We start from the raw sequence: 26,724 nt of genomic DNA on the forward strand, positions 1-26,724 counted from the left end.
CAACCATGCGCCCGGGTGACGGCTCAGTCCGCCGCGCCGCCCCGCAGTGCCGCGACGGCGTTCTTCGCCGCCTTGATGGCGCCCTTGTTGATCTCGTCGGTGCCCGGCGCCTTCTTCGTCTCGAAGTCGCTGCCGTTGTAGGTGACGACCACCAGGGCGTTGGAGAGCCGGGCCACCACCACGCCCTCACGTGTCTGCTGCTTGTCCTCGGTGGTCAGGTTCACCACCGAGTACGCGCTGTCCCCGAGGCCCGGGACGTCCCCGCCACCGCTCTTCTGCGCCAGCCGCCGCGTGTACTCCGCGCGGGCCGCCGCATCGGAGCCGAGTATCTCGAAGGAGACGTCGAGCCAGCGGTAGTCGTAGCCCTTGAGGGCGTTCCAGGAGCAGGTGCGGCGCACCTCGGTGTCCGTCGACGGGATCTCCTTGCCGGCCGTCGCGGCCCCCGGCACCAGGGACTTGACGGTCGCCGCGGCCACGCTGCGGCAGGGCGCGGGAGCACCGGCGTAGACCTTGGGGGCCGCGGTCGCCGAGGGCGTGGAGGCCGGCCGGGCGGGGGCGTCCTGGGCCGTGCGGGGGCCCGACGCGGACGGGACGGCCGGATCCGACGTCAGCGCCCAGCCGGCACAGGCGAGGACGGCGACCGGCGTCAGGCGCGCGGCCAGGGCGAGCGGCAGGGGAAGGGAAGGCACGGCGCACTTCTCACGGGGCGGGGAGTGCGGAGCGGGTCCGCACGGCGGACGGGAACGTCAGTGTCAGACGGGGACGTCAGTGTCACACGACTGTCCGTGGCGCGGAAGTGCCGGCTCCCCTTCGGTGCGCTCCCCGGGCGATTGGCAGTGAAATCTCCCTTCTCCCCGCGGTTTCCCGGCACTTTCCCGGCCGTCGGTTCCGCCCGTCGCCGATTCTCCGGCGGCCGCCCGGCGACCCGGGGCGATCGCGTCCGACCGTGGGCGCCCCGCCCGGCACTGCGTACGATCACGGCGTCGGCGCCGCCGCGGACGTGGCGCCGCCGCAGACGTGAGGAGCCACGCCCGTGTTCACGACCCGGCCCACCCTCCAGGGGACCTTCGGCATGGTGTCCTCCACCCACTGGCTCGCCTCCCAGTCGGCGATGGCGGTCCTGGAGAGCGGCGGCAACGCCTTCGACGCCGCCGTCGCCGGCGCCTTCGTCCTGCACGTGGTGGAACCCCACCTCAACGGACCGGCCGGCGAGGTGCCGGTGCTGCTCGCCCCGGCCGGCGGCGAGGTGCGCGTGCTGTGCGGACAGGGCGTCGCACCGGCCGGCGCCACGGCCGCGCACTACCGCGGGCTGGGCCTGGACCTGATACCCGGCACCGGCCCCCTGGCGGCCGCCGTCCCCGGCGCCTTCGACGCCTGGCTGCTCCTGCTGCGCGACCACGGCACCAAGTCCCTCGACGACGTGCTGCGGTACGCCGTCGGCTACGCCGAACACGGGCACCCGCCCGTGGAGAACCTCGGCGCGACCGTACGCGCCGTACAGCGGCTGTTCGAGACGGAGTGGACCTCCTCGGCGCGCGTGTACCTGCCCGGCGGCCGGGCTCCCCGCCCCGGCGAACGCTTCCGCAACCCAGTCCTCGCCGCCACCTGGCGGCGGCTGCTCGCCGAGACCGCCGGGGCCGGCGACCGGGAGGCGCGGATCGACGCCGCCCGCGAGGTGTGGCGCCGCGGGTTCATCGCCGAGGCGCTGGTACGCCAGGCCGCGCGGCCCACCCTGGACACCAGCGGCGAGCGGCACACCGGCACCCTCACCGCCGCCGACCTGGCGGGCTGGTCCGCGACCTACGAGGCGCCCGCCACGTACGACTGGAACGGCTGGACCCTGTGCAAGGCGGGCCCCTGGAGCCAGGGCCCCGCCTTCCTCCAGCAACTCGCCCTGCTCCCGCCCGAGCTGCCCCCGTACGGCTCCGCCGACTACGTCCACCTGCTCGTCGAGGGCTGCAAGCTCGCCATGGCCGACCGCGAGGCCTGGTACGGCGACGCCGCCGAAGTGCCGCTCGCCGACCTGCTGTCGGACCGCTACAACGCCGGCCGGCGGGCCCTCGTCGGCCCGGAGGCGTCCCGCGAACTGCGCCCCGGCAGCCCCGGCGGACGCACCCCCCGGCTGTGCGTGCACGGGGGAGCGGCGGCCCCCGCCGAACCGGGGTTCAGCCCGCTGGGTGCGGGCGAGCCGACCGTCCAGCAGGACCCGGGCGAGCCCGGCGTCACCGCCCGCGGCGCGACCCTCGGCGACACCTGCCACCTCGACGTCGTCGACCGCTGGGGCAACATGGTCGCCGCCACCCCGAGCGGCGGCTGGCTCCAGTCCAACCCCGTCGTGCCCGAACTCGGCTTCCCGCTCGGCACCCGGCTGCAGATGGCCTGGCTGGAGGAGGGGCTGCCCAACACCCTCACCCCGGGCCGCCGCCCGCGCACCACGCTCACGCCGTCCCTGGCGCTGCGCGACGGCGAGCCGGTGCTGGCGTTCGGCACCCCCGGCGGCGACCAGCAGGACCAGTGGCAGCTGCACTTCTTCCTCGCCGTCGCGCTGCGCGCCCCGGTCCGCGGCGGCCTCGACCTCCAGGGCGCCGTCGACGCCCCGAACTGGCACAACGACGCGTTCCCCAGCTCCTTCCACCCGCGCGCCGCCCGCCCCGGCAGCGTCACCGTCGAAGCCCGCCTGGACCCGGCCGTGGTCGCGGAACTGCGGCGTCGCGGCCACGACGTCACCGTCGGCCCGGACTGGTCCGAGGGCCGCCTGTGCGCGGTGGCCCGCGACCCGCGCACCGGCGTGCTGTCGGCCGCCGCCAACCCGCGCGGCATGCAGGGCTACGCCGTGGGCCGCTGAAAGCAAGCCCATGACGCCCTCCCGCGCACCCGGCGAGCCGGGACCGCCCCTTCCTCCCGTTCAGCCCGATTCCACCGGCGATGCACCCGCAGGGCGGGGACTGTCAGCGGCGCGTGCTCTCATGGAGGCATGATCGACGACACCGAAACCATCGACGAGTTTCTCACCCGGCACGCCGCCGACGTGGAGGACGCGGTCCGCACGGCGGCCGCGACCGAGATTCTGCCCCGCTTCCGCCGCCTGGCCGCGCACGAGATCGACCACAAGAGCGGCCCCCACGACCTGGTGACGGACGCCGACCGCCTCGCCGAACGGCAGCTCACCGAGACCCTCGGCGCCCTGCTGCCCGGCTCCGTCGTGGTCGGCGAGGAGGCGGTGCACGCCGACCCGGCGACGTACGAGGCGCTCCAGGGCGACGCGCCGGTCTGGATCGTCGACCCCGTCGACGGCACCCGCCAGTTCGTGCACGGCGACGACGGCTTCTGCACGCTCGTCGCGCTCGCCCGGCGCGGCACCGTCCACGCCTCCTGGACCTACGCCGCCGCCCGTGGCCAGTTCGCCACCGCGGTGCGCGGCCGCGGTGCGTTCCTCGACGGCGAGCGGCTGTTCGCCGGGCCGCCCGCGCCCGGAGCCGGCCTCGCCCTGGCCACCTCCCACCCGGACTACACCACCGAGCCGCAGAAGCGCGCCCTGCGCGCCCTGTGGACCGACGGCGTGCGCCCGCGCCCCTGCGGCTCCGCGGGGCTGGAGTACCTCGCCGTCGCCCGCGGCGAGCTCGACGCCGTCGCCTTCTCCTGGGAGGCCGCCTGGGACCACGCGGCGGGCCTGCTGCTCGTCGAGGAGGCGGGCGGCGCCCACCTCACCCTGAGCGGCGAACCGTTCCGCGTCACCGGCCGCAACGCGCTGCCGTTCACCGCGGCCCGTGACACCGCGACCGCCCGCCGGGTGGCGGACCTGCTGCGCGGGGCTTCCTGAGGCACCCGGGCGGGGAAGTCCCGGCCGTGCGGCATATCCTGATCCGCAGTGGCCATCGGCTGACGAAGGGGTCCCAAGGTGGCGTCGATGCTCGATGCGGTCGTGGTGGGTGCGGGGCCCAACGGGCTGACGGCCGCCGTGGAGCTGGCCCGCCGTGGCTTCTCCGTCGCCCTGTTCGAGGCGAAGGACACGGTGGGCGGCGGTGCCCGCACCGAGGAGCTGACCCTCCCGGGCTTCCGCCACGACCCGTGTGCCGCCGCCCACCCGCTCGGCGTCAACTCGCCCGTGTTCCGCACCATGCCCCTGGCGCGCTACGGCCTGGAGTGGCTGCACCCCCCGCTGCCGATGGCGCACCCGTTCCCGGACGGCACCGCCGCCGTGCTGGCCCGCTCCGTGGCCGAGACGGCCGCCTCCTTCGGGCCGCGCGACGCGGGCGCGTACCGCCGGCTGGTGCGACCCTTCCTGCCCACGTGGGACACGCTGGCACGGGACTTCATGTCCCTGCCGCTGACCGCGCTGCCCCGCGACCCCGTCACGCTCGCCCGCTTCGGCCTGGCGGGGCTGCCGCCCTCCACCTGGCTGATGCGCCGGTTCCGCGACGAGCGGGCCAAGACCCTCTTCGCCGGCCTGGTCGCCCATGTGATGGCCCCGCTCGGCGGCCTCGCCACCAGCGCCATCGGACTGGTCTTCGCCCTCGCGGCGCACGCCCGCGGCTGGCCCGTGGCCCGCGGCGGCTCCCAGTCGATCTCCGACGCCCTGGCCGCCTACCTCACCGACCTCGGCGGCGCCGTGCACACCGACTACGAGGTCAAGCGCCTCGACGACCTGCCGCCCGCGCGGGCGTACGTCTTCGACACCTCGCCCACCGCCCTCGCCCGCATCGCCGGTTTCGGCGGCCACTACGACGGCTACCGCTACGGCCCCGGCGTCTTCAAGGTCGACTACGCCCTGGACGGCCCCGTCCCCTGGACCGCGCCCGAGGCCCGCCGGGCCGGCACCGTGCAGATCGGCGCCGACCACACGGAGATCGCGGCCGCCCTGCACGCCGCCTCCCGCACCGCCCGCGCCCCCGACAAGCCGTTCCTGATCACCGTGCAGCCCGGCGTGGCCGATCCGGGCCGCGCCCCCGAGGGCAAGCAGGTCTTCTGGGCCTACGGCCACGTGCCCAACGGCTGGGACGGCGACCTCACCGACGTCATCGAGCGCCAGCTGGAGCGCTTCGCCCCCGGCTTCCGCGACCTGGTCCTGGCCCGCGCCACCGCCGGCCCGCCCGAACTCGCCGCCCGCAACGCCAACTACGTCGGCGGCGACATCGCCTCCGGCGCGGTCTCCGGCCTCCAGAGCGTGCTGCGCCCCAAGCTCTCGCTGTTCCCCTACGGCACCCCGCACCCGGCCGTCTTCATCTGCTCCTCGGCCACCCCGCCCGGCCCCGGCGTGCACGGCATGCCGGGCCACAACGCGGCCAAGGCCGTCTGGCGGAGGCTGCGGCAGACATGACCACCCTCACCCTCGTCCGCGGCGACCTCACCCGGCAGCGCGCCGATGCCCTCGTCAACGCGGCCAACTCCTCCCTCCTCGGCGGCGGTGGCGTCGACGGCGCCATCCACCGGCGCGGCGGCCCGGCCATCCTGGAGGACTGCCGCCGGCTGCGCGCCTCCCACTACGGCGGAGGCCTGCCGACCGGGCAGGCGGTCGCCACCACCGCGGGCGACCTGGACGCACGCTGGGTCATCCACACCGTCGGCCCGGTCTGGTCCGCCACCGAGGACCGCTCCGCGCTGCTGGCCTCCTGCTACCGCGAGTCCCTGAGGCTGGCCGCCGGACTCGGGGCCCGCACGGTCGCCTTCCCGGCCATCTCCACCGGCGTCTACGGCTGGCCGATCGACGACGGCGCCCGCATCGCCGTGGAGACGGTCCATGCCACGCACACCACCGTCGAGGAGGTCCGCTTCGTCCTCTTCGACGACCGGGCCCACCAGGCCTTCGCCGCCCAGCTGGACTGAGCCCCGCGCCGCGACGCACGTGTCGGATTCCCGCCAGCCCCACGGCCCGCCCTGGCCGATCCTTGAGGCATGCGGACAGGGATGCATCTCGACCGGGAGCACTGCGTACGCGCCGTGCGGTCCAAGGACGCGCGGTTCGACGGCTGGTTCTACACCGCCGTGCTGACCACGCGGATCTACTGCCGGCCCAGCTGCCCGGTGGTCCCGCCCAAGGCGGAGAACATGACGTTCCACCCGAGCGCGGCCGCCTGCCAGCAGGCGGGCTTCCGGGCCTGCAAGCGGTGCCGCCCCGACGCCGGCCCCGGGTCCCCGGAGTGGAACCTGCGCGCCGACCTCGTCGCCCGTGCCATGCGGCTCATCGCCGACGGCGTCGTGGACCGCGAGGGCGTGCCCGGACTCGCCGCCCGCCTCGGCTACAGCACCCGGCAGATCGAGCGCCAGCTGCTGGCCGAGCTGGGCGCCGGCCCGCTCGCGCTGGCCCGGGCCCAGCGCGCCCAGACCGCCCGCCTGCTCGTCGAGACGACCCCGCTGCCGATGGCGGAGATCGCCTTCGCGGCCGGCTTCTCCTCCGTCCGCGCCTTCAACGACACCGTGCGCGAGGTCTTCGCCCTCTCCCCGAGCGACCTGCGCGCCCGGACGCCGCGCACCGACCCGGCGGCGCCGGCGGCCGCACCCGGGACGATCCGCCTGCGGCTGCCCTTCCGCGCCCCGCTCCACCCCGACAACCTCTTCGGCCACCTGGCCGCCACGGCCGTACCCGGCGTGGAGGAGTGGCGCGACGGCGCCTACCGGCGCACCCTGCGCCTGCCGTACGGCCACGCGGTGGTCGCCCTGGCGCCGCGCCCCGACCACATCGCCTGCCTGCTCACCCTCAGCGACCTGCGCGACCTGACCGTGGCCATCAGCCGGTGCCGCCGGCTGCTCGACCTGGACGCCGACCCGGTCGCCGTCGACGAGCAGCTGCGCGCCGATCCGGTGCTCGCCCCGCTGGTGGACAAGGCTCCCGGGCGCCGGGTGCCGCGCACCGTCGACGAGGCCGAGTTCGCCGTCCGCGCCGTCCTCGGGCAGCAGGTCTCCACCGCCGCCGCCCGCACCCACGCCGCCCGCCTGGTCACCGCGCACGGCGACCGGGTCGACGACCCCGAGGGCGGCCTGACCCACCTCTTCCCCACGCCCGGGGCGCTCGCGGCGGTGGACCCCGAGTCCCTGGCGATGCCGCGGAGCCGGCGCACCACGTTCACCACCCTCGTCGGCCGGCTGGCCGACGGCAGCCTGCCCCTGGGCGTCGAGTGCGACCGCGCCGAGGCCCGCGCCCGCCTCCTCGCCCTGCCCGGCTTCGGCCCCTGGACCGCCGACGTCATCGCCATGCGCGCGCTCGGCGACCCCGACGCCTTCCTCCCCACCGACCTCGGCGTCCGCCGCGCCGCCCGGGAACTGGGCCTGCCCGCCACCCCGGCCGCGCTCACCGCCCGGGCGGCCGCCTGGCGGCCCTGGCGGGCGTACGCCGTCCAGTACCTGTGGGCGACCGACAGCCACCCGATCAACTTCCTCCCCGAGCAAGGATGTTCGCGATGACCCCCGTGAAGCACCACACCGTGGTGGACAGCCCCTACGGCCCCCTCACCCTGGTGGCCGACGACGGCGTCCTGTGCGGCCTGTACATGGCCGGACAGCGCCACCGCCCGCCGCAGGAGAGCTTCGGCGCCCGCGACGACACGCCGTTCGGCGCGGCGCGGGAGCAGCTGGCCGCCTACTTCGCGGGCGAGCTGACGCGGTTCACCCTCGAACTCCGCCTCACCGGCACCCCGTTCCAGCGCTCGGTCTGGAACCACCTGCGCACGATCCCCTACGGCGAGACCCGCTCCTACGGCGAACTGGCCGGCGCCCTCGGCAACCCCGCCGCCTCCCGCGCCGTCGGCCTGGCCAACGGGCGCAATCCGGTCGGCATCATCGTCCCCTGTCACCGCGTCGTCGGCGCGGGCGGCGGCCTGACGGGCTACGGCGGCGGCCTGGACCGCAAGCGGCGCCTGCTGGACTTCGAGAGCGCGTCGGCCCTCTTCTGACCCGGGGTCGGCCGACAGCCGAAAGCCCCCAGGGCCTGTCGTTCGGATCATGTCGGCGTCGCGGGGCTCGGGTCGGCCGAAAGGCGCAGCTCCGCTCCGCCGACCTGATCCAGACGACAGGCCTCAGTCGCTCAGCCCGCGCAGCAGCCGTGGCAGGGCGGTGCCGATCGGTTCGCGGACGACCTCGTCGGCCCGGTCGTCGTAGGGCGTCGGCTCGGCGTTGACGATGACCAGCCGGGCCCCGTGATCCGCGGCGACACCGGCCAGCCCGGCGGCGGGCTGCACCTGGAGGCTGGTGCCGACGGCGATGAACACCTGGCAGGCCTTGGTGACGGCGACGGCCTCGCCCAGCACCACGGGGTCGAGCCGCTCGCCGAACATCACCGTCGCCGGCTTCAGCACCCCGCCGCACACCAGGCACGCCGGATCGTCCTCCCCGGCCTCGACCCGGGCCAGGGCGTCCGTCATGGGCCCGCGGGCGTGGCACCCGGTGCACACCACCTGCCGTGCGGTGCCGTGCAGTTCCAGCACCTTGCGGGCGGGCAGCCCGGCGAGCTGGTGCAGTCCGTCGACGTTCTGCGTGATCACCCGCACCGGCACGCCCGAGCGCTCCAGCTCGGCCACCGCCCGGTGCGCGGCGTTGGGCTGCGCGTCCAGCGCGCCGGTCGCGCGCCGCATCCGCCACGCCCGGCGGCGGATCTCCGGGTCGGCCATGTAGAAGTCGTACGTCACGAGCTTCTCCGCCTCGGGGTCCCGCCGCCACAGCCCGTCGGGGCCGCGGTAGTCGGGGATGCCGGAGTCCGTGGACACACCGGCACCGCTGAGGAGGGCGACGAGGGGCCTGGTCATGCCGCCGAGGGTAGGCGGGACGCGCCCGGCGCCGCGAACGGATATCGCACCGGGCGCGGCACGCCGCTCACGCCACCCGGTGCCCGTTCTCCAGCTCCGCCGTGCCCGACCCCTCGGCCAGCACGTCCAGCGCGGTCAGCACCCGGCGGCCCAGGGCGCCCGGGAGGTGGGCGGCCAGCTCCTCGCGGGGCACCAGCCGCCAGGACAGCAGCTCCTCCTCCTGGAGGCGGATCGCCGCGAACTCGGCCTCGGTGAGCACACCGCCGTCGTACAGGTACGCCACCAGCGGCGGCCGCCCGGTGCCGTGCACCCAGTCCACCGCCAGCAGCCGGCCCAGCTCCTTGTCCAGGCCGATCTCCTCGGCCGTCTCACGGCGCGCGCCCTGGCGCGGGGTCTCGCCGTCGTCCGACTCGACCGTCCCGCCCGGCAGCGCCCAGCCCTCGCGGTAGTTCGGCTCGACGAGCAGCACCCGCCCCTGCGCGTCCCGGAACAGGGCGGCGGCGCCGGCCAGGACGCGGGGCAGGCTCGCGATGTAGGTGGCGAAGTCCGTGGTGCTCATTCTGGAGAGGCTAACGCGCGGGGACGGCGCACCCCGCTCACACCCCGTCCAGGCCCGCCCCCGCCCCCGCCTCCGCCAGCCGCAGGGTCCGCTCGGCCAGGTCGCTGACGCGTACCCCGTCGAAGCCGAGGACGGCGCTGCGCACGGTGTCCTCCAGCGGGTCCTTCCAGCGGGCCGGGATCGCCGCGGCGCCGGTGAGGACGCCGGCCACCGAGCCCGCCGTCGCGCCGTTGGAGTCGGTGTCCAGGCCGCCGCGCACGGTCAGCGCGACGGTCCGGGTGAAGTCGCCGTCGCCGTAGAGCAGCCCGGCGGTCAGCACGGCCGCGTTCGGCACCGTGTGGATCCAGCCCAGCCCCGCGGTCTCCGCGGACACCGTGGCGAGCGTGTCCTCCCAGGGCAGCCGGGTCCCGTGCAGCGCCGCAACCCGGCGCACGGTCCGGGCCAGCCGGCAGCCGGCCGGGATCACGGCCAGCGCCCGGTCCACCGCGTGCCGCACGCTGGGCGCGGTGAACGCCGCCGAGACCAGCGCCGCCGCCCACATGGCGCCGTACACGCCGTCGCCGGTGTGCGAGAGCACCGCGTCCCGGCGGGCCAGGGCGGCGGCGCGGGCGGGGTCGGCCGGGGAGGTCCAGCCGTAGACGTCGGCGCGGATCAGGGCCCCGATCCACTCCTGGCAGGGGTTGTCGCTGGTGGCCGTCAGCGGCGGCTTCAGCCCGTTGACGAGGTTGCGGTACGCGGCCCGCTCCGCGGTGAAGGTCTGCAGGTAGGGCAGCCTCAGCAGCCACAGGTCGCCGACCTGCTCGGTGCTGAAGGCGAAGCCGTGGGTCTCCAGCAGGTGCAGGCCGAGGATGGCGTAGTCGACGTCGTCGTCGCGGCAGCTGCCGTGGATGCGGCCGCGCACGCACTGGCGCCACTCGGGGCGCAGGTCGGCGCCGTCGGCCTCGTCGACGGGTTCGGGGAGGTAGTCGGTGAGCGGCAGGGCGGCGGCCTGTCGCAGATAGCGGTCGATGCGGTCGCGTGTCCACACCTCGCCCTGCTCGACCGGTTTGCCGAGCATGTTGCCCGCGATCCGGCCCAGCCAGCCCCCGAGGATGCGGTCGGCGAGCGCCGGCCCGGTGCCCTCACTGGTCATGACCGGTATGTACCCAGGTATCGCGGCCCGCTCCCAGGGGCTGCCCAGCAGCCGGTCGGGGCATGACGGCGGGGGCGTGGTGAGGTTATGGTCGCAGCGGCGCGACTGGCCCTGACGTGCGCGGGGCCCGGAGAGCAAGGGGAATGCAAGGTGGCGGACGCTGCAGCGGACGGGACCCGACGGGTGCTCATCGCCGCGGACAAGTTCAAGGGCTCGCTCACGGCCGTGCAGGTCGCGGAGCGGGTGACGGCCGGGCTGCGCCGGGTGGCGCCGGGCCTGGTGGTCGAGTCGCTGCCGGTGGCCGACGGCGGTGACGGCACCGTCGACGCGGCGGTGGCGGCCGGTTTCGAGCGGCGGGAGCTGCGGGTCGCGGGGCCGCTGGGCCAGGAGGTCACGGCCGCGTTCGCGCTGCGCGGCGACACCGCGGTTGTGGAGATGGCCGAGGCCAGCGGGTTGCAGCGGCTGCCGGCCGGTGTCTTCGCGCCGCTGACGGCGTCGACGTACGGCTCGGGCGAGCTGCTGCGGGCCGCGCTGGACGCGGGGGCGCGCACCCTCGTGTTCGGCGTGGGCGGCAGTGCCACGACGGACGGCGGCGCCGGGATGCTGACGGCGCTCGGCGCCCGGTTCCTGGACGCGGAGGGGGAGCCGGTGCCCCCGGGCGGCGGCGGCCTCGGCGCACTGGCCCGCGCCGACCTGTCCGGTCTGGACCCGCGGCTGTCGTCGGTGGACCTGGTGCTGGCCAGCGACGTCGACAATCCGCTGACCGGGCCGGCGGGCGCGCCCGCGGTGTACGGCCCGCAGAAGGGCGCCTCGCCGGACGACGTGGCGGCCCTGGACGCGGCCCTCGGCCACTTCGCGAAGGTGCTGGAGACGGCCGCGGGCCCGCGCGCCGCCGGGTACGCGGACTCGCCGGGAGCCGGCGCGGCGGGCGGCATCGGCTTCGGCGCGCTGCTGCTGGGCGCCCGGTTCCGGGCCGGCATCGACGTCATGCTGGACGTCCTCGGCTTCGCCCCGGCGCTGGACCGGGCGTCGCTGGTGATCACCGGTGAGGGGTCGCTGGACGAGCAGACGCTGCACGGGAAGGCGCCGGCCGGGGTGGCCGCGGCGGCCCGGTCGGCCGGCAAGGAGGTCGTCGCGGTGTGCGGGCGGCTGGCCCTGCCCGAGGAGGCGCTGCTGCGGGCCGGTATCGCCCGCGCCTACCCGCTGACCTCCGTCGAGCCCGACGTCGCCCGGTGCATCGCCGACGCCGGGCCGATCCTGGAGCGGGTCGCGGCGCGGATCGCCGAGGACCTGCTGGGCCGCGACGCGGACTGACGCACGGCGAGGACACCCCGAGTGCCCCGAGGAATGGCAGAGGGCCCCGGAACTCCTGAGGGAGTTCCGGGGCCCTCTGCCGAGCCGGACGGGCGGAGGCGTTACGGCAGCTGGGCCGCGCGCGCCTCACGCCGGTTGCCGCGGAAGTTGTTCACCCGGCGGGCCGTGGCGAACAGCGGGATCACCGCGCCCATGACCAGCTGGAGCGCGCACCCGGTCTGGAGCAGCAGCTGACCGCTCGGGGCCTCGAAGGCCCAGGCGGCCAGCAGGCCCATGGACAGCACGATCCAGCCGAGCATCGCGCCGGCGAGCCGGCCGCGCGGCTTGGGGTACTCCACCCGGCTCACCATCAGCCACGCGGTACCCAGGATGGCCAGCAGGGTCGCCACGAAGGGCAGTTCCAGCAGCACGATGGAGACGACCGTCAGCGCGCCGAAGGGCGACGGCATGCCCTGGAACATGCCGTCCTTCAGGGTCACGCAGGAGAAGCGCGCCAGTCTCAGGACGACGGCCAGCAGCACCACGATCGCCCCGAGCGCCGCCACCCGCTGGTAGGCGTCGTCCGCGACCATGCCGTAGACGAGGACGAAGTACGCGGGTGCCAGGCCGAAGCTGATCAGGTCGGAGAGGTTGTCCAGCTCCGCGCCCATGGGGGAGGAGCGCAGCTTGCGCGCCACCAGCCCGTCGAACAGGTCGAAGACGGCCGCGCAGAGCATCAGGATGACCGCCGTGGCCGCGCTGTGGCGGGCCATGCCGGACTCCTGGCTGCCCGTGAGGTGCGGGATCAGGATGCCGGTGGTGGTGAAGTACACCGCCATGAAGCCGCACGTGGCGTTGCCGAGGGTGAGGGTGTCCGCTATCGAGAGGCGGAGCGAGAGAGGCATCTCCTCCTCGTCGTCCTCCTCGTCGGCCTCGGGCACCCAGCCCGCCTGTGTCTCCGGATCAATCACGGTCAATGCGAGTCACCCCAGCCACGGTCTTCTGGCCGACCTCGACCGCGACCTCCACGCCCTCCGGGAGGTAGAGGTCGACACGCGAGCCGAAACGGATCAGACCGATACGGTCGCCCTGCTCGACCTTCGTGCCCTGCGGGAGGTAGGGCACGATGCGACGGGCCACCGCGCCGGCGATCTGGATCATCTCGATGTCGCCGAGTTCGGTGTCGAAATGCCAGACTACGCGCTCGTTGTTCTCGCTCTCCTTGTTGAACGCGGGAACGAAGCCGCCGGGGATGTGCTCGACCGACGTCACGGTGCCCGCGAGGGGCGCCCGGTTGACGTGGACGTTGAGCGGGCTCATGAAGATCGCGACGCGGGTGCGCCCGTCCTTCCACGGCATGATGCTCTGCACCACGCCGTCGGCGGGCGAGATGACCCGGCCCCGGGCGATCTCGCGCTCGGGGTCGCGGAAGAACCACAGCATGCCCGCCGCGAGCGCGGTGGCGGGCACGGCGACGGCCTTGGCGGCGCCCGAGCGGCGGGCCCGGACCAGGCTGAGGGCTGCGGTGGCGACGGTCGGCAGGAGCCACGGCGATGCTCCGCGCGCGAGGCGTACGCCCGCCAGGCTGTCGCGAGATGCAGAGGTTTGGCTGTGGGGCATGGATGACCTTCGTAGCGGATGATGCCGCGCACTGACGGGGGACGGCGGCTTTCCCGGGATCGTACCGGTCGCGGGCCACAACTGGGCAAGCCAGGAAGCCGAGTCGGCACCCGAAGAGTGCCTACGGGGTGTGATCTTCTTCTCGAAGAAAACACCCCGTACCAGGACGATCAGCCCTGGAACCGATACTCTTCGAGCAACCTGCGCCCGATGATCATTTTCTGGATCTCGGCGGTACCTTCACCGATGAGCAGCATCGGCGCCTCGCGGTAGAGGCGCTCGATCTCGTACTCCTTGGAGAAGCCGTAGCCGCCGTGGATCCGGAAGGCATCCTCCACGACCTCCTTGCAGTACTCGGAGGCGAGGTACTTCGCCATCCCAGCCTCGAGGTCGTTTCGCTGCCCGGAGTCCTTTTTGCGTGCCGCGTTGACCATCATGGCATGCGCGGCCTCGACCTTGGTAGCCATCTCGGCCAACTTGAACTGGATGGCCTGGTGCTGGGCGATGGCCTTGCCGAAGGTGTGCCGCTGCTGCGCGTAGCGGACGCCCAGCTCGAAGGCCCGCTGGGCCACTCCGCAGCCGCGCGCGGCGACGTTGACGCGGCCGACCTCCACGCCGTCCATCATTTGGTAAAAACCTCGGCCGGTGACCCCGCCGAGCACCCGGTCGGCCGGCAGCCGCAGGCCGTCCATGATCATCTCGGTGGTGTCGACGCCCTTGTAGCCCATCTTGTCGATCTTGCCCGGGATGGTCAGGCCAGGGCGGACCTCGCCGAAACCGGGCTCCTTCTCGATCAGGAAGGTGGTCATCGACCGGTGCGGGGCCGTGCCCTCGGGGTGTCCTTCGTCACTTCGGACCAGAACGGCCACGAGGGAGGACGTGCCGCCGTTCGTCAGCCACATCTTCTGGCCGTTCAGCACGTACTCGTCGCCGTCCCGGACCGCCTTGGACGTGATGGCCGACACGTCCGAGCCCAGGCCCGGCTCCGACATCGAGAAGGCGCCCCGGACGTCGCCGGCCGCCATCCGGGGCAGATAGTGGTCCTTCTGCTCCTGGGTGCCGTGCTGCTTGAGCATGTACGCCACGATGAAGTGCGTGTTGATGATGCCGGAGACCGACATCCAGCCGCGGGCGATCTCCTCCACGCACAGCGCGTAGGTCAGGAGCGACTCGCCCAGGCCCCCGTACTCCTCGGGGATCATCAGGCCGAACAGGCCCAGTTCCTTCAGGCCGTCGACGATCTGCTGCGGATACTCGTCGCGGTGCTCCAGCTCGGTCGCGACCGGGATGATCTCCTTGTCGACGAAGTCCCGGACGGTGGAGAGGATCTCCTGCTGGACATCGGTCAGACCGGCGGTCTGGGCGAGACGGGCCATGGCTTACTTCTCCGACTTCTTCTCCGCGGGCGCGGTCGGCTCCGGGCGGCCCGGCTGCTCGCCGCCGCGTTCCTTGATGTACGTCGCGGTGGGCACCATCACCTTGCGGCGGAAGACGCACACCAGCGTGCCGTCCTGCTTGTGGCCCCGGGTCTCGACGTGGACGATGCCGCGGTCGTTCTTCGACTTCGACGGCCACTTGTCGAGCACGGTCGTCTCGCCGTAGATCGTGTCGCCGTGGAAGGTCGGCGCCACGTGCTTGAGCGACTCGATCTCCAGGTTGGCGATCGCCTTGCCGGAGACGTCCGGCACGCTCATGCCGAGCAGCAGCGAGTAGATGTAGTTGCCGACGACGACGTTCTTGCCGAAGTCCGTCGTGTGCTCCGCGTAGTTGCTGTCCATGTGGAGCGGGTGGTGGTTCATGGTGAGGAGACAGAACAGGTGGTCGTCGTACTCGGTGACCGTCTTGCCGGGCCAGTGCTTGTATACGGCCCCGACCTCGAACTCCTCGTAAGTGCGTCCGAACTGCATCGTGCTCAGGGCTCCTCAGTCGACGGGGATCTCGAACTTCGACGTGCGCCGCATGCCGGCCGCGCGTCCCTTGCCGGAGACGACCAGCGCCATCTTGCGGCTGGCCTCGTCGATCATCTCGTCGCCGAGCATCGCCGAGCCCTTCTTGCCGCCGGCCTCGGAGGTGTAGTAGTCGTACGCGTCCAGGATCAGCTCGGCGTGGTCGTAGTCCTCCTGGGAGGGCGAGAAGATCTCGTTGGACGCCTCGACCTGGCCCGGGTGCAGCACCCACTTGCCGTCGAAGCCGAGGGCGGCCGCGCGCCGGGCGACCTCGCGGTAGCCGTCGACGTTGCGGATCTGGAGGTAGGGGCCGTCGATCGCCTGGAGGTCGTTGGCGCGGGCAGCCATCAGGATCTTCATCAGGATGTAGTGGTAGGCGTCCGCCGGGTAGCCGGGCGGCTGCTCGCCCACGACCAGCGACTTCATGTTGATCGACGCCATGAAGTCGGCCGGGCCGAAGATGATCGTCTCGGTGCGCGCGGAGGCCTGCGCGATCTCGTTGACGTTGTTCAGCCCCTGGGCGTTCTCGATCTGCGCCTCGATGCCGATCCGGCCGACCTCGAAGCCCATCGTCTTCTCGATCTGCGTCAGCAGCAGGTCCAGGGCGACGATCTGCTGGGCGTTCTGCACCTTCGGCAGCATGATGCAGTCGAGGTTGGGGCCCGCGCCCTCGACGACCGTCACGACGTCGCGGTACGTCCACTCGGTCGTCCAGTCGTTCACGCGCACGACCCGCGTCTTGCCCGTCCAGTCGCCCTCGTTGAGGAACTTGACGATGGTGTGCCGCGCCTCGGGCTTGGCGAGCGGCGCGCACGCGTCCTCCAGGTCGAGGAAGACCTGGTCCGCCGGGAGGCCCTGGGCCTTCTCCAGGAAGCGCGGGTTGCTGCCCGGTACGGCCAGGCAGGAGCGCCGCGGGCGCAGGCGGTTGACGGTCGTCATGCGGGGACCTCCAGGGGGTCGAGCTTGTTCGCTGTGCGGATCTCGTCGACGATACGGCCGATGATCCCGGTGATGTCGAAGTCCTTCGGGGTGAACACCGCGGCCACTCCGGCGGCCCTGAGCTGCTCGGCGTCGGCGTTGGGGATGATGCCGCCGGCGATCACCGGGATGTCGGCCGCGCCGGCCTCCCGCAGCCGCTCCAGCACGTCCGGCACCAGCTGGGCGTGGGAGCCGGAGAGGATGGATAGGCCGACCGCGTGCACGTCCTCGGCGAGGGCCGCGTCCACGATCTGCTCCGGGGTGAGCCGGATGCCCTGGTAGACCACCTCGAAGCCGGCGTCCCGGGCCCGTACGGCTATCTGCTCGGCGCCGTTGGAGTGCCCGTCGAGGCCCGGCTTGCCGACCAGGAAGCGCAGCTTGCCGACGCCCAGGTCGCGGGCGGTGGCGTCCACCCTGGCGCGGACCTCCGCCATGGCCGAGCCGGCCTCGGCCGGGACGGCGACGGGCGCCGACGACACGCCCGTCGGCGCGCGGAACTCGCCGAACACCTCGCGCAGGGCGCCCGCCCACTCGCCGGTCGTGACCCCGGCGCGGGCGCACTCCAGCGTGGCCTCCATCAGGTTGTCGGTGCCCTTGGCGGCCTCCTTCAGCCGCTCCAGCGCCTTGCACGGGCGCGGGTGGTTGAAGGGCGGCTGGTAGCGGGTCTCGCGCCAGGTGCTCAGGGCGCCGACGACCCGCGCCTCCACGGCCGGGTCCACCGTCTGGATCGCGGTGTCCAGGTCGGCCGTCAGCGGGCTCGGCTCGGTCGTCTCGAAGATGTTGACACCGATGATCTTGTCCTCGCCGGACTCGATCCGGGCCCGGCGCTCGGCGTGCGAGGCGACGAGCTGCGACTTCAGGTAGCCGGACTCGACGGCCGCCATCGCGCCGCCCATCTCCTCGATCCGCTCGATCTCCGCGAAGGAGTCCTCGACCAGCTGGGCCACCTTGGCCTCGACGACGTGCGAGCCCTCGAAGATGTCCTCGTACTCCAGCAGGTCGCTCTCGTGCGCCAGCACCTGCTGGATGCGCAGCGACCACTGCTGGTCCCAGGGCCGGGGCAGGCCGAGCGCCTCGTTCCAGGCCGGCAGCTGCACGGCACGCGCGCGGGCGTCCTTCGACAGCGTCACGGCCAGCATCTCCAGCACGATCCGCTGGACGTTGTTCTCCGGCTGCGCCTCGGTCAGCCCCAGGGAGTTGACCTGGACGCCGTAGCGGAAGCGGCGCAGGCGGGGGTCCTCGATGCCGTACCGCTCGCGGGTGACGCGGTCCCAGATGCGGCCGAACGCCCGCATCTTGCACATCTCCTCGACGAAGCGGACGCCCGCGTTGACGAAGAAGGAGATCCGGGCGACCACGTCACCCATCCGCTCCTGGGGCACCTGCCCGGAGTCGCGCACGGCGTCGAGGACGGCGATCGCGGTGGACATCGCGTACGCGATCTCCTGCACCGGCGTGGCCCCGGCCTCCTGCAGGTGGTAGCTGCAGATGTTGATCGGGTTCCACTTGGGCAGGTGGGAGACCGTGTACGCGATCATGTCCGTCGTCAGGCGGAGCGAGGGCCCGGGCGGGAACACGTGGGTGCCCCGGGACAGGTACTCCTTGACGATGTCGTTCTGGGTCGTGCCCTGGAGCCTGGTGACGTCCGCGCCCTGCTCCTCGGCGACGACCTGGTAGAGCGCCAGCAGCCACATGGCGGTGGCGTTGATCGTCATCGAGGTGTTCATCTGCTCCAGGGGGATGTCCTGGAACAGCCGGCGCATGTCACCGAGGTGCGAGACCGGTACCCCGACCCGGCCGACCTCGCCGCGGGCGAGGATGTGGTCGGGGTCGTAGCCGGTCTGCGTCGGCAGGTCGAACGCCACCGACAGGCCGGTCTGGCCCTTGGCGAGGTTGCGCCGGTACAGCTCGTTGGACGCCTCGGCCGTGGAGTGGCCGGCGTACGTGCGCATGAGCCACGGCCGGTCCTTCGCACGCCGCTCGGGGGCGGGCTGACGCTCGGTCATGGACGCCTCTCAGATGTCGCGGAAGCGGTTGATGGCGTCGGCGTGCCGGGCGCGCAGCTCCTGGTCGCGCACGCCCAGGCCCTCCTCGGGCGCCAGGCACAGCACGCCGACCTTGCCCTGGTGCGCGTTGCGGTGGACGTCGTGGGCGGCCTGGCCGGTGTCCTCCAGGGAGTACACCTTGGACAGCGTCGGGTGGATCTTGCCCTTGGCGATGAGGCGGTTGGCCTCCCACGCCTCACGGTAGTTGGCGAAGTGCGAGCCGATGATCCGCTTCAGCGACATCCACAGGTAGCGGTTGTCGTACTCGTGCATGTAGCCCGAGGTCGAGGCGCAGGTGGTGATGGTGCCGCCCTTGCGGGTCACGTAGACGCTCGCGCCGAAGGTCTCGCGGCCGGGGTGCTCGAAGACGATGTCGATGTCCTCGCCGCCGGTGAGTTCGCGGATGCGCTTGCCGAAGCGCTTCCACTCCTTGGGGTCCTGGGTCTGCTCGTCCTTCCAGAACCTGTAGCCCTCGGCGTTGCGGTCGATGATCGCCTCGGCGCCCATGGCGCGGCAGATGTCCGCCTTCTGGGGCGAGGAGACGACACAGATCGGGTTGGCGCCGCCGGCGAGGGCGAACTGGGTGGCGTAGGAGCCGAGGCCGCCGCTCGCGCCCCAGATCAGGACGTTGTCGCCCTGCTTCATGCCGGCACCGTTGCGGGAGACCAGCTGGCGGTAGGCGGTGGAGTTCACCAGGCCCGGCGCGGCGGCCTCCTCCCAGCTGAGGTGGCCCGGCTTGGGCATCAGCTGGTTGGACTTGACCAGGGCGATCTCGGCCAGGCCGCCGAAGTTGGTCTCGAAGCCCCAGATGCGCTGCTCGGGGTCGAGCATGGTGTCGTTGTGGCCGTCGGAGGACTCCAGCTCGACCGACAGGCAGTGCGCGACGACCTCGTCGCCGGGCTTCCAGGCGTTGACGCCGGGGCCGGTGCGCAGGACGACGCCCGCGAGGTCGGAGCCGATGATGTGGTACGGCAGGTCGTGGCGCTTGGTCAGCTCGCTGACCTTGCCGTAGCGCTCCAGGAACCCGAACGTGGACAGCGGCTCGAAGATCGAGGTCCACACGGAGTTGTAGTTGACGGAGGAGGCCATGACGGCCACCAGCGCCTCGCCCGGGCCCAGCTCGGGCAGCGGCACTTCGTCCAGGTGCAGCGACTTGCGCGGGTCCTTGTCCCGGGTGGCGAGCCCGGCGAACATCTCCGTCTCGTCCTTGTGCACGGTGATCGCGCGGTACGACTCGGGGAGGGGAAGGGCGGCGAAGTCGGCGGACGTGGAGTCGGGCGACTGGATCGCGGCCAGGATGTCCTTCATGGTCACGGTGTTGCCTCCGGCGGTGAGCGCCCTGAGGGAGGGGCGCTGGGGGTTACGTCGATGCTGCTGAGGGTGGGATGGAGCGGGCCGTCGGTTCGGCGGGTGGTTCGGCAGCGCTTTGTGGCGCGGGAGGTTGCCTGTGACGCAGGCGTCCGGGCGGGCAGGCCATCGGCTTGCTGGGACAGCCGGCGTGCGTTCGGTCGCTGCACGCCGGCCGCCCGGACTCCTTCAACGTATGACACCGCGTGTCACCTCGCAAGGCACTGAGTGCCAGAACTTCCTCTCAGGTGAAATCTTTACGTAACACATGAGCGATGATCGATCGAACCGCCCCTGAAATCCAGCCGAAAAGGTGCCCTGACATGCCGAAACGGCCACCCCGAGGGGTGGCCGTCATCACAGGTCGAGCAGCGGTCGGCGTAGGAGGCGGGGGGCGCTCAGCGCTCCTTCAGGGCCTCCTCGATGGTGCGCATGACCTCGTCCAGCGGGGCGTCCGTGCGGGCCACCGTGACGAGCACCTCGCCGTGCGAGGACACCGCGGCCGGCGGCGCGGGCCGCTGCGGCGCCGTGCTGCGCCCGGCGCCGATGCCGGAGCCGAAGGTCTTGCGGACGATCGCGAAGGCGTGGTCGAGCTGGGCCTCCACGTCACCCTGGCCGCCCGCCCGCAGCCAGCGCCGCAGCACGTGGTTGTGGGCGGTGACGACCGCCGAGGCGGCGACCTCCGCCAGCAGCGGGTCGTCGTTGGCGTCGTCGTCGTGCGCGTGCTCGTCGAAGTGGCCCAGCAGATACCGGGTGAACAGGCGCTCGTAGCGGGCCACCGAGGCGATCTCGGCCTCCCGCAGGGTGGGCACCTCGCGCGTCAGCTTGTAGCGGGCGACCGAGATCTCCGGCCGGGCCGCGTACATCCGCATGACCTCCTTGATGCCCCGGCACACGGTGTCCAGCGGATGCTCGTGCGCGGGCGCGGCGTTCAGGACGGCCTCGGCACGGGTCAGCGTGTCGTCGTGGTCGGGGAAGATCGCCTCTTCCTTGGAGCGGAAGTGGCGGAAGAAGGTGCGGCGCGCGACCCCGGCCGCGGCCGCGATCTCGTCGACGGTGGTCGCCTCGTACCCCTTGGTCGCGAACAACTCCATCGCGGCCGCCGCCAGTTCCCGGCGCATTTTCAGCCGCTGGGCGGCGGCGCGGCTGCCTGCGGCACGTTCCGGCGCGTCGGGCGTGGCGGGGGTACGGGAGGACTTGGCGGGCTGGGACATGACCCGAACGTACTGCATGTGCGCAGCTCGGTGCGCAGGTCCGGGGGTTTCCCGCCCCGCCCCGGGCCGCGTGCCGCCCGGGTCGGGGCGGCCGGGGCCCGCCGGGCCCAGCAGCCCGCCCCAGTCCGCCTCCACCCGCAACCGGTCGCCGGCGCCGTCAGCGGCGGGCATACTCGCGGAAGCCGCGGCCCGTCTTGCGGCCGAGGCAGCCCGCGGCCACCAGGTGCTCCAGCAGCGGCGCGGGGGCCAGCCCGGGGTCCCGGAACTCGCGGTGCAGGACCTTCTCGATGGCGAGCGAGACGTCGAGCCCGACCACGTCCAGCAGCTCGAAGGGGCCCATCGGGTAGCCGCCGCCCAGCTTCATCGCGGCGTCGATGTCGTCCAGCGAGGCGTAGTGCTCCTGGACCATCTTGATCGCGTTGTTGAGGTACGGGAAGAGCAGCGCGTTCACGATGAACCCGGCCCGGTCGCCGCAGTCCACGGCGTGCTTCCTGATCCTCGTGCAGACCTCGCGGACGGTGGCGTGGACGTCGTCCGCGGTGAGCACCGTCCGGACCACCTCGACCAGCTTCATGGCCGGCGCCGGGTTGAAGAAGTGCATGCCGATCACGTCCTGCGGGCGCGAGGTGGCGCGGGCGCAGGCGACGACGGGCAGCGAGGAGGTGGTGGTGGCCAGCACCGCTCCGGGCTTGCAGACCTTGTCCAGCGCCGCGAACAGCTGCTGCTTGACCGCCAGGTCCTCGGCGACCGCCTCGACGGCCAGGTCGACGTCGGCGAACGCGTCGTAGGAGCCTGCCGCGGTGATCCGGTCCAGGGTCTGGGCGGCGGCCTCGGCGGTGAGCCGGCCCTTGTCCACGGAACGGGACAGGGACGTGCCGATGCGGGCCTTGGCGGTCTGCGCCTTCTCCTCGCTGCGGGCGGCAAGGACCACGTCGTAGCCGGCCTTGGCGAAGACCTCCGCGATGCCGGAGGCCATGGTCCCCGAGCCCGCGACACCGACCGAGCGGACCTCGCGGCCCGGCCGGGGCGCCGTGTCCTGCGCGGCGGTCAGGGCGTCGGCCACGACCGTGGCGCTGCCGGGCGCCGCGTAGGTGTAGAAGCCGCGGCCCGTCTTGCGGCCGGTCAGGCCCGCCTCGCTGAGCTGCTTCAGGATCGGCGCGGGGGCGTGCAGCCGGTCGTGGGACTCGGCGTACATGGCCTCCAGGACCGTCCGCGCGGTGTCGATGCCGATCAGGTCCAGCAGGGCCAGCGGGCCCATCGGCAGGCCGCAGCCGAGGCGCATCGCCGCGTCGATGTCCTCGCGGGAGGCGTACCTGGCCTCGTACATCGCCGCCGCCTGGTTGAGGTAGCCGAACAGCAGCCCGTCCGCGACGAACCCGGGCCGGTCGCCGACCGCGACCGGCTCCTTGCCCAGTTCCACGGCCAGGTCGGTCACGGCGGCGACGGCCTGCGGGGCGGTGAGCACGCAGGAGACGACCTCGACCAGCTTCATGGCCGGCGCCGGGTTGAAGAAGTGCAGGCCCAGCACCCGCTCCGGGCGGGCCGAGTCGGCGGCCAGGCGGGTCACCGACAGGGCGTTGGTGCCGGTGGCCAGGATCGTCTCCGGCCGGACGATGCCGTCCAGTTCCCGGAAGATCTGGTGCTTGATCTCGTACGACTCCGGCGCCACCTCGATGACGAGGTCGGCGTCGGCCGCCGCGCGCAGGTCGGTGGCGGTGCGGACCCGGGCCAGGACGCCGGCGCGCTCCTGCTCGGTCAGCCGGCCCCGGACCACGGCGCGGGCGGTGGAGGACTCCAGGGCGGTGACGGACCGCGCGGCCCGGTCCTCGCTGATGTCGATGCCGATCACCTCGCGGCCGGCCTTGGCGAGGACTTCGGTGATGCCGGTGCCCATGGTGCCGAGACCGACGACGGCGATCGTCCTCAGCGGGGACAGAGGGGTGTGGGACAGGGGAGTGGCCATCGCGGGACTCCAGGAATGAGGGTGACGACGAGGGGCGCGCCGAAGGCGCGAAGAGCGCCGGGGTGCGCCCGAGGGCGCACGCCGGAGCGGTGCGAGGTGCGGGTGTTGCCGGGCTGCGAGCGCACACGCCCGGTGCCGGGCCGCGGGCGTTGCACACGCCCGGGAGCGGCGGAATCCGACCGGCTCTGTCCCGGAGCCGGGCCGTACTGCGGTACCGAGGTACCGAACCGACCTGAACCCACGACGGCTGCGTCACCAAACCGCCGCGGGCGATGCGAGGGGGTTGTCTCGCTCGTATGAGCTTAACCGGCGGGTAACGAGCGCGCCAGCCCCCGGAGTTTGTGATGTACGTCCCTCCGCGTGCCCGGCCCGCCTACGCTGGACCTCGTGGACGAAGAGTTGCGATCGCTCACGGAGCGCTTACGGCGGGAGTCGCACGGATCGCCCGCCTTCGAACAGCTGCTGGCGGCCGACGACCCCGAGACGCTGGCGGAGGTGCTCACCGCGCCCGGACAGCCGCTGTGGGCCCGCGAACTGGCCGCCTTCCGGCTGGGCACCGCGGGGGACCGGCGCGCCTTCGAGGCCCTCGTCCTGCTCCTGAACCATCGCGACCCCCCGCGCTGCGCCTCCGCCGCGCACGCCCTCGCCCGGCTGAAGGACCCGCGCACCGCCCGCGCGGCCGCCGCCCTCGCCACCAACGAACTGCGCGTCGCCTACGCCCTGCACCCGGTGCGGCTGCTGGTCGAACTGCGCGCCCCGGAGTCCGTCCCCGCGCTGATCACCACCCTGGAGCGCCGGCTGCACCCGCTCGACCCCTACCGCCGGGTGGCCCTCGCCTGCGTGGAGGGCCTGGGCGACCTGGGCGACACCCGCGCCCGCCGCGTGCTGAGCGAGGCCCTGGCGCACCCGGTCCTCGCCGAGGCCGCGGTCCGCGCGCTGGCCCGCATCCCCCGGCAGCGCGGCGGCTGACCCGGCCGCCGCCGCAGCGGTCCCGCGAGCGAGGCGTCGTCAGCCGTCAGCGGTCCCTCAGCGGTCCCTCAGCGGCGGAAACCGAGCAGGCGGTGCAGGGTCGAGCCGCGCGAGGGCGCCGGTGCCGCCTTGGCGGCGAGGGGCTCCGGGCCGGGGGCCGCGGGGCAGACCGCGTCCGCCTCGCCGTCGCCCCGGGGCACCGTGCCGTCCGCGAGATAGGCGGCCAGATGGCGGTCGAGGCAGTCGTTGCCGCTCAGTGTGATGCCGTGGTTGCCGCCCCCTCGCTCGACGACCAGGCCGGAGCCGGCCAGCAGGTGATGGACCGTCACCCCGCCGTGGTACGGCGTCGCGGCGTCGTCCGTCGCCTGGAACAGCAGCGCCGGCGGCAGCGTGCGGTTGGCGATGTCCACCGGCTTCAGCGGGTCCGCCGGCCAGAACGCGCACGGCGCGTTGTACCAGGCGTTGTTCCAGACCATGAAGGGCGCCCGGGCGTGGACGGCCCAGTTGTCCTTGCGCCACTGGTCCCAGTCGCGCGGCCAGGAGGCGTCACGGCACTGCACGGCCGTGTAGACGCTGTAGCCGTTGTCGTCGGCGGCGTCCACGGCGCCGAGGTCGTCGTAGGCCTCGATCAGCGGCCCGGTGTCCCCACGCCGCGCGTAGGCGGCGAACGCGGCGGCGAGGCGGGGCCAGTAGCCGTCGTAGTAGCCGCCGGGGACGAAGGTGTCCTCCAGTTCCGCCGCGCCCACCCGGCCGCCGGCCGGCCTGCGGGCCAGGGCCGCCCGCATCGCGTACCACCGGGCCTCGACCCCCGCCGGGTCGGTGCCGAGCCGGTAGGTCCCGTCGTGGGCGGCGATCCACGCCATCAGGGCGCGGTGCCGGGCGTCGAAGGCGACGTCCTGGCCCAGGTTGTCGTCGTACCAGACGCCCGTCGGGTCGACGACCGAGTCCAGCGCCAGGCGCCGCACCCGCTGTGGGAACAGCTTCGCGTACACCGCGCCGAGGTAGGTGCCGTAGGAGTAGCCGAAGTAGCTGACCCGCTCCGCGCCCAGCGCCTCCCGGACGGCGTCGATGTCCCGGGCCGCGCTGACGGTGTCCAGGTACGGCAGCAGGCCCGCGTACTTCCGGCCGCAGGCGGCCGCGAACGACCGCGCGCGTGTGACGCCGGCCCGCTCCAGGGCGGGCGTGCTGGGCAGGGAGTCGGCGCGCACCGGCCGGAAGTGCCCCGGCACGCAGTCCAGCGCGGGGGTGCTGCGGCCCACGCCCCGCGGGTCGAAGCCGATGACGTCGTACTGGGCCGCCACCGCCTTCGGCAGCGACGCGGCGACGAACCCGGCCAGCGCCAGCCCGCTGCCCCCGGGGCCGCCGGGGTTGACCACCAGCGGGCCCTGGAAGGTCTTCGCGGTGTGCGGGACGCGGGAGAGGGCCAGCGTGATCCGCCGGCCCTCCGGGTGCGCGTGGTCGAGGGGCACCGTGAGCGAGGAGCACTGGAGCGCCGGGTAGCCGGTGGTGGCGCACTTCTTCCAGACCGGCGTGACCCGGACCGGCGTGCTCCGGACCGGCGTGCTCCGGACCGTCTCCGCGGCCGGGGCGGCGGGGCCGGTCGCCCGCGCGGGAGCGGCCGTGACCGGGCCGGCCACCACCACCGCGGCGGCGGCGCACAGTGCGGCTGCGCGTGTGCTCATGGGTCCTCCCGGGACGGACGGGCGCGGACCGCGCGGCTGACGGTCCCCGCCGGATCGTCCCGGCGGGAGCACCGGAAGGAACGCTCCGGGGCGTCATGTGACCCGATCGGGCCGCCGGAAGACCCCGAACGCGCTCAGAGCAGGGTGAGCTGGGTCGGCCCGGGCGCCGGGTCCGGCCCGGCCGGACCGGTGGGCCGGACCCGGCGGGGCGTGCCCGCCCGCGCGGGGCCGATGCCGTACTCGGTGGCCAGCTCGTGCACCTGACGGGTGATCCGGCGCTGGTACCAGCGCGGCGCGTAGGCGCCCTCCGCGTACAGCCGCTCGTAGCGACGCACCAGGTGCGGGTGGTGCTGCCCGAGCCACGCCATGAACCACTCCCGGGCGCCGGGCCGCAGATGCAGCACCAGCGGGGTGACCGAGGTGGCCCCGGCGGCCGCGATCGCGCGCACGGTGGCCCGCAGCCGGTCCGGGTCGTCGCCCAGGAAGGGGATGACCGGGGCCATCAGCACCCCGCAGCCGATGCCGTGCTCACCCAGGGTGCGCACCACCTCCAGGCGGCGCTCGGGCGCGGGCGTGCCCGGCTCCACGGTGCGCCACAGCTCGGGGTCGGTGAAGCCGACGGACACCGAGATGCCGACGTCCGTCACCTGCGCCGCCCGCGTCAGCAGGTCCAGGTCGCGCAGGATCAGCGTGCCCTTCGTCAGGATCGAGAAGGGGTTGGCGTGCTCGGTGAGGGCGGTGATGATGCCCGGCATCAGGCGGTAGCGGCCCTCCGCGCGCTGGTAGCAGTCGACGTTCGTGCCCATGGCCACGTGCTCGCCCCGCCAGCGCGGCGAGGCGAGCTGACGGCGCAGCAGCTCGGGCGCGTTCACCTTGACCACGATCTGGGTGTCGAAGCCGATCCCGGTGTCGAGGTCCAGGTAGCTGTGGGTCTTGCGGGCGAAGCAGTACACGCACGCGTGCGTGCAGCCCCGGTAGGGGTTGACCGTCCATTCGAACGGCATGCGCGAGGCGCCCGGCACCCGGTTCAGGACCGAGCGGGCCCGGATCTCGTGGAAGGTGATCCCGCGGAACTCCGGCGTGTCGAACGTGCGGGTGGTGACCGCGTCCGCGCCGAACAGCGCGGGGTCGGCCCGGCCGTGTTCGGGTTCCGCCGTGAGGTTCTCCCAGCGCATGACGCCTCCTCGGTAGCACTGCCCACACAATAGAACATCTGTTCCCATGATCGTGCGGGCCCCGAT

Annotated in this window: 23 protein-coding genes; 8 read left to right on the forward strand and 15 right to left on the reverse strand. The window is 73.5% G+C overall.

Features of this window, described 5'->3' with window-relative positions:
- Positions 1–23: 23 nt before the first annotated feature.
- Positions 24–689 carry a hypothetical protein gene (locus tag ACZ6CZ_RS10400; RefSeq protein WP_469017570.1) on the reverse strand — a complete coding sequence of 222 codons (666 nt, stop codon included), beginning with the start codon at positions 687–689 and terminating at the stop codon, positions 24–26.
- Positions 690–1,033: 344 nt separating this feature from the next.
- On the opposite strand from ACZ6CZ_RS10400, the gene ACZ6CZ_RS10405 reads away from it, so the two are divergent.
- From ACZ6CZ_RS10405 to ACZ6CZ_RS10430, 6 genes are all read left to right on the forward strand, one after another.
- The gene (locus ACZ6CZ_RS10405; RefSeq protein WP_469017573.1) at positions 1,034–2,845 is read left to right on the forward strand and encodes a gamma-glutamyltransferase family protein; all 1,812 of its coding nucleotides are present in this window, start codon (positions 1,034–1,036) and stop codon (positions 2,843–2,845) included.
- A 129-nt stretch (positions 2,846–2,974) separates the two neighbouring features.
- On the forward strand, positions 2,975–3,820 hold the full coding sequence (locus tag ACZ6CZ_RS10410) for an inositol monophosphatase family protein (protein ID WP_469017576.1): 846 nt from the start codon (positions 2,975–2,977) through the stop codon (positions 3,818–3,820).
- Between the two features lie 87 nt (positions 3,821–3,907).
- Entirely contained in the window at positions 3,908–5,317 is a 1,410-nt protein-coding gene (locus ACZ6CZ_RS10415) for a phytoene desaturase family protein (protein ID WP_469017579.1), read from the forward strand.
- Positions 5,314–5,823, forward strand: coding sequence for an O-acetyl-ADP-ribose deacetylase (locus ACZ6CZ_RS10420; protein WP_469017582.1), 510 nt, complete (start codon positions 5,314–5,316; stop codon positions 5,821–5,823). Before ACZ6CZ_RS10415 ends, ACZ6CZ_RS10420 begins: the two co-directional genes overlap by 4 nt.
- A 69-nt stretch (positions 5,824–5,892) precedes the next feature.
- Positions 5,893–7,398, forward strand: coding sequence for an AlkA N-terminal domain-containing protein (locus ACZ6CZ_RS10425; protein WP_469017585.1), 1,506 nt, complete (start codon positions 5,893–5,895; stop codon positions 7,396–7,398).
- 5 nt (positions 7,399–7,403) lie between these two features.
- Complete coding sequence (locus ACZ6CZ_RS10430; RefSeq protein ID WP_469017907.1) at positions 7,404–7,886, forward strand: methylated-DNA--[protein]-cysteine S-methyltransferase; 483 nt, start codon at positions 7,404–7,406, stop codon at positions 7,884–7,886.
- Between the two features lie 123 nt (positions 7,887–8,009).
- On the opposite strand, the gene ACZ6CZ_RS10435 is transcribed toward ACZ6CZ_RS10430, so the two are convergent.
- From ACZ6CZ_RS10435 to ACZ6CZ_RS10445, 3 genes are all read right to left on the reverse strand, one after another.
- Complete coding sequence (locus tag ACZ6CZ_RS10435) at positions 8,010–8,735, reverse strand: SIR2 family NAD-dependent protein deacylase (protein WP_469017588.1); 726 nt, start codon at positions 8,733–8,735, stop codon at positions 8,010–8,012.
- A 67-nt stretch (positions 8,736–8,802) separates the two neighbouring features.
- A complete protein-coding gene (locus ACZ6CZ_RS10440) occupies positions 8,803–9,294 on the reverse strand; it encodes an NUDIX domain-containing protein (protein WP_469017591.1) in 492 nt (163 codons plus the stop codon).
- Positions 9,295–9,331: 37 nt separating this feature from the next.
- Positions 9,332–10,426, reverse strand: coding sequence for an ADP-ribosylglycohydrolase family protein (locus tag ACZ6CZ_RS10445; protein WP_469017594.1), 1,095 nt, complete (start codon positions 10,424–10,426; stop codon positions 9,332–9,334).
- Between the two features lie 150 nt (positions 10,427–10,576).
- On the opposite strand from ACZ6CZ_RS10445, the gene ACZ6CZ_RS10450 reads away from it, so the two are divergent.
- Positions 10,577–11,740 (forward strand): glycerate kinase, encoded by a 1,164-nt coding sequence (locus tag ACZ6CZ_RS10450; RefSeq protein ID WP_469017597.1) that lies wholly within the window; start codon positions 10,577–10,579, stop codon positions 11,738–11,740.
- A gap of 101 nt (positions 11,741–11,841) precedes the next feature.
- On the opposite strand, the gene pssA is transcribed toward ACZ6CZ_RS10450, so the two are convergent.
- The 9 genes from pssA to ACZ6CZ_RS10495 form a co-directional block, all read right to left on the reverse strand.
- The gene (pssA, locus tag ACZ6CZ_RS10455; protein ID WP_469017910.1) at positions 11,842–12,660 is read right to left on the reverse strand and encodes a CDP-diacylglycerol--serine O-phosphatidyltransferase; all 819 of its coding nucleotides are present in this window, start codon (positions 12,658–12,660) and stop codon (positions 11,842–11,844) included.
- Positions 12,661–12,682: 22 nt separating this feature from the next.
- Positions 12,683–13,339: a phosphatidylserine decarboxylase gene (locus ACZ6CZ_RS10460; RefSeq protein WP_469017600.1), complete on the reverse strand. Its 657-nt coding sequence runs from the start codon at positions 13,337–13,339 to the stop codon at positions 12,683–12,685.
- A 170-nt stretch (positions 13,340–13,509) separates the two neighbouring features.
- Entirely contained in the window at positions 13,510–14,715 is a 1,206-nt protein-coding gene (locus tag ACZ6CZ_RS10465) for an acyl-CoA dehydrogenase family protein (protein ID WP_469017602.1), read from the reverse strand.
- Positions 14,716–14,718: 3 nt separating this feature from the next.
- A complete protein-coding gene (locus ACZ6CZ_RS10470; protein WP_469017604.1) occupies positions 14,719–15,246 on the reverse strand; it encodes a MaoC family dehydratase in 528 nt (175 codons plus the stop codon).
- A 15-nt stretch (positions 15,247–15,261) separates the two neighbouring features.
- Positions 15,262–16,224, reverse strand: a complete 963-nt coding sequence (locus ACZ6CZ_RS10475) for an HpcH/HpaI aldolase/citrate lyase family protein (RefSeq protein WP_469017607.1) — start codon at positions 16,222–16,224, stop codon at positions 15,262–15,264.
- Positions 16,221–18,269, reverse strand: a complete 2,049-nt coding sequence (locus ACZ6CZ_RS10480; protein WP_469017610.1) for a protein meaA — start codon at positions 18,267–18,269, stop codon at positions 16,221–16,223. The genes ACZ6CZ_RS10475 and ACZ6CZ_RS10480 overlap by 4 nt, the downstream gene beginning before the upstream one ends.
- 9 nt (positions 18,270–18,278) lie before the next feature.
- On the reverse strand, positions 18,279–19,616 hold the full coding sequence (gene ccrA, locus ACZ6CZ_RS10485) for a crotonyl-CoA carboxylase/reductase (protein WP_469017913.1): 1,338 nt from the start codon (positions 19,614–19,616) through the stop codon (positions 18,279–18,281).
- Between the two features lie 437 nt (positions 19,617–20,053).
- Complete coding sequence (locus ACZ6CZ_RS10490) at positions 20,054–20,869, reverse strand: TetR family transcriptional regulator (protein ID WP_469017613.1); 816 nt, start codon at positions 20,867–20,869, stop codon at positions 20,054–20,056.
- Between the two features lie 157 nt (positions 20,870–21,026).
- Complete coding sequence (locus tag ACZ6CZ_RS10495) at positions 21,027–22,832, reverse strand: 3-hydroxyacyl-CoA dehydrogenase family protein (RefSeq protein ID WP_469017616.1); 1,806 nt, start codon at positions 22,830–22,832, stop codon at positions 21,027–21,029.
- Positions 22,833–23,219: 387 nt separating this feature from the next.
- Between ACZ6CZ_RS10495 and ACZ6CZ_RS10500 the strand changes: the two genes are divergently transcribed.
- Positions 23,220–23,801 (forward strand): adenylosuccinate lyase, encoded by a 582-nt coding sequence (locus tag ACZ6CZ_RS10500; RefSeq protein ID WP_469017619.1) that lies wholly within the window; start codon positions 23,220–23,222, stop codon positions 23,799–23,801.
- Between the two features lie 68 nt (positions 23,802–23,869).
- Here ACZ6CZ_RS10500 and ACZ6CZ_RS10505 read toward each other — a convergent pair whose 3' ends face one another.
- Positions 23,870–25,483, reverse strand: coding sequence for an alpha/beta hydrolase (locus tag ACZ6CZ_RS10505; protein ID WP_469017622.1), 1,614 nt, complete (start codon positions 25,481–25,483; stop codon positions 23,870–23,872).
- A gap of 134 nt (positions 25,484–25,617) precedes the next feature.
- Complete coding sequence (locus ACZ6CZ_RS10510; protein ID WP_469017624.1) at positions 25,618–26,658, reverse strand: Rv2578c family radical SAM protein; 1,041 nt, start codon at positions 26,656–26,658, stop codon at positions 25,618–25,620.
- Positions 26,659–26,724: the final 66 nt, after the last annotated feature.

The organism is Streptomyces sp. NPDC041135, from assembly GCF_055592085.1.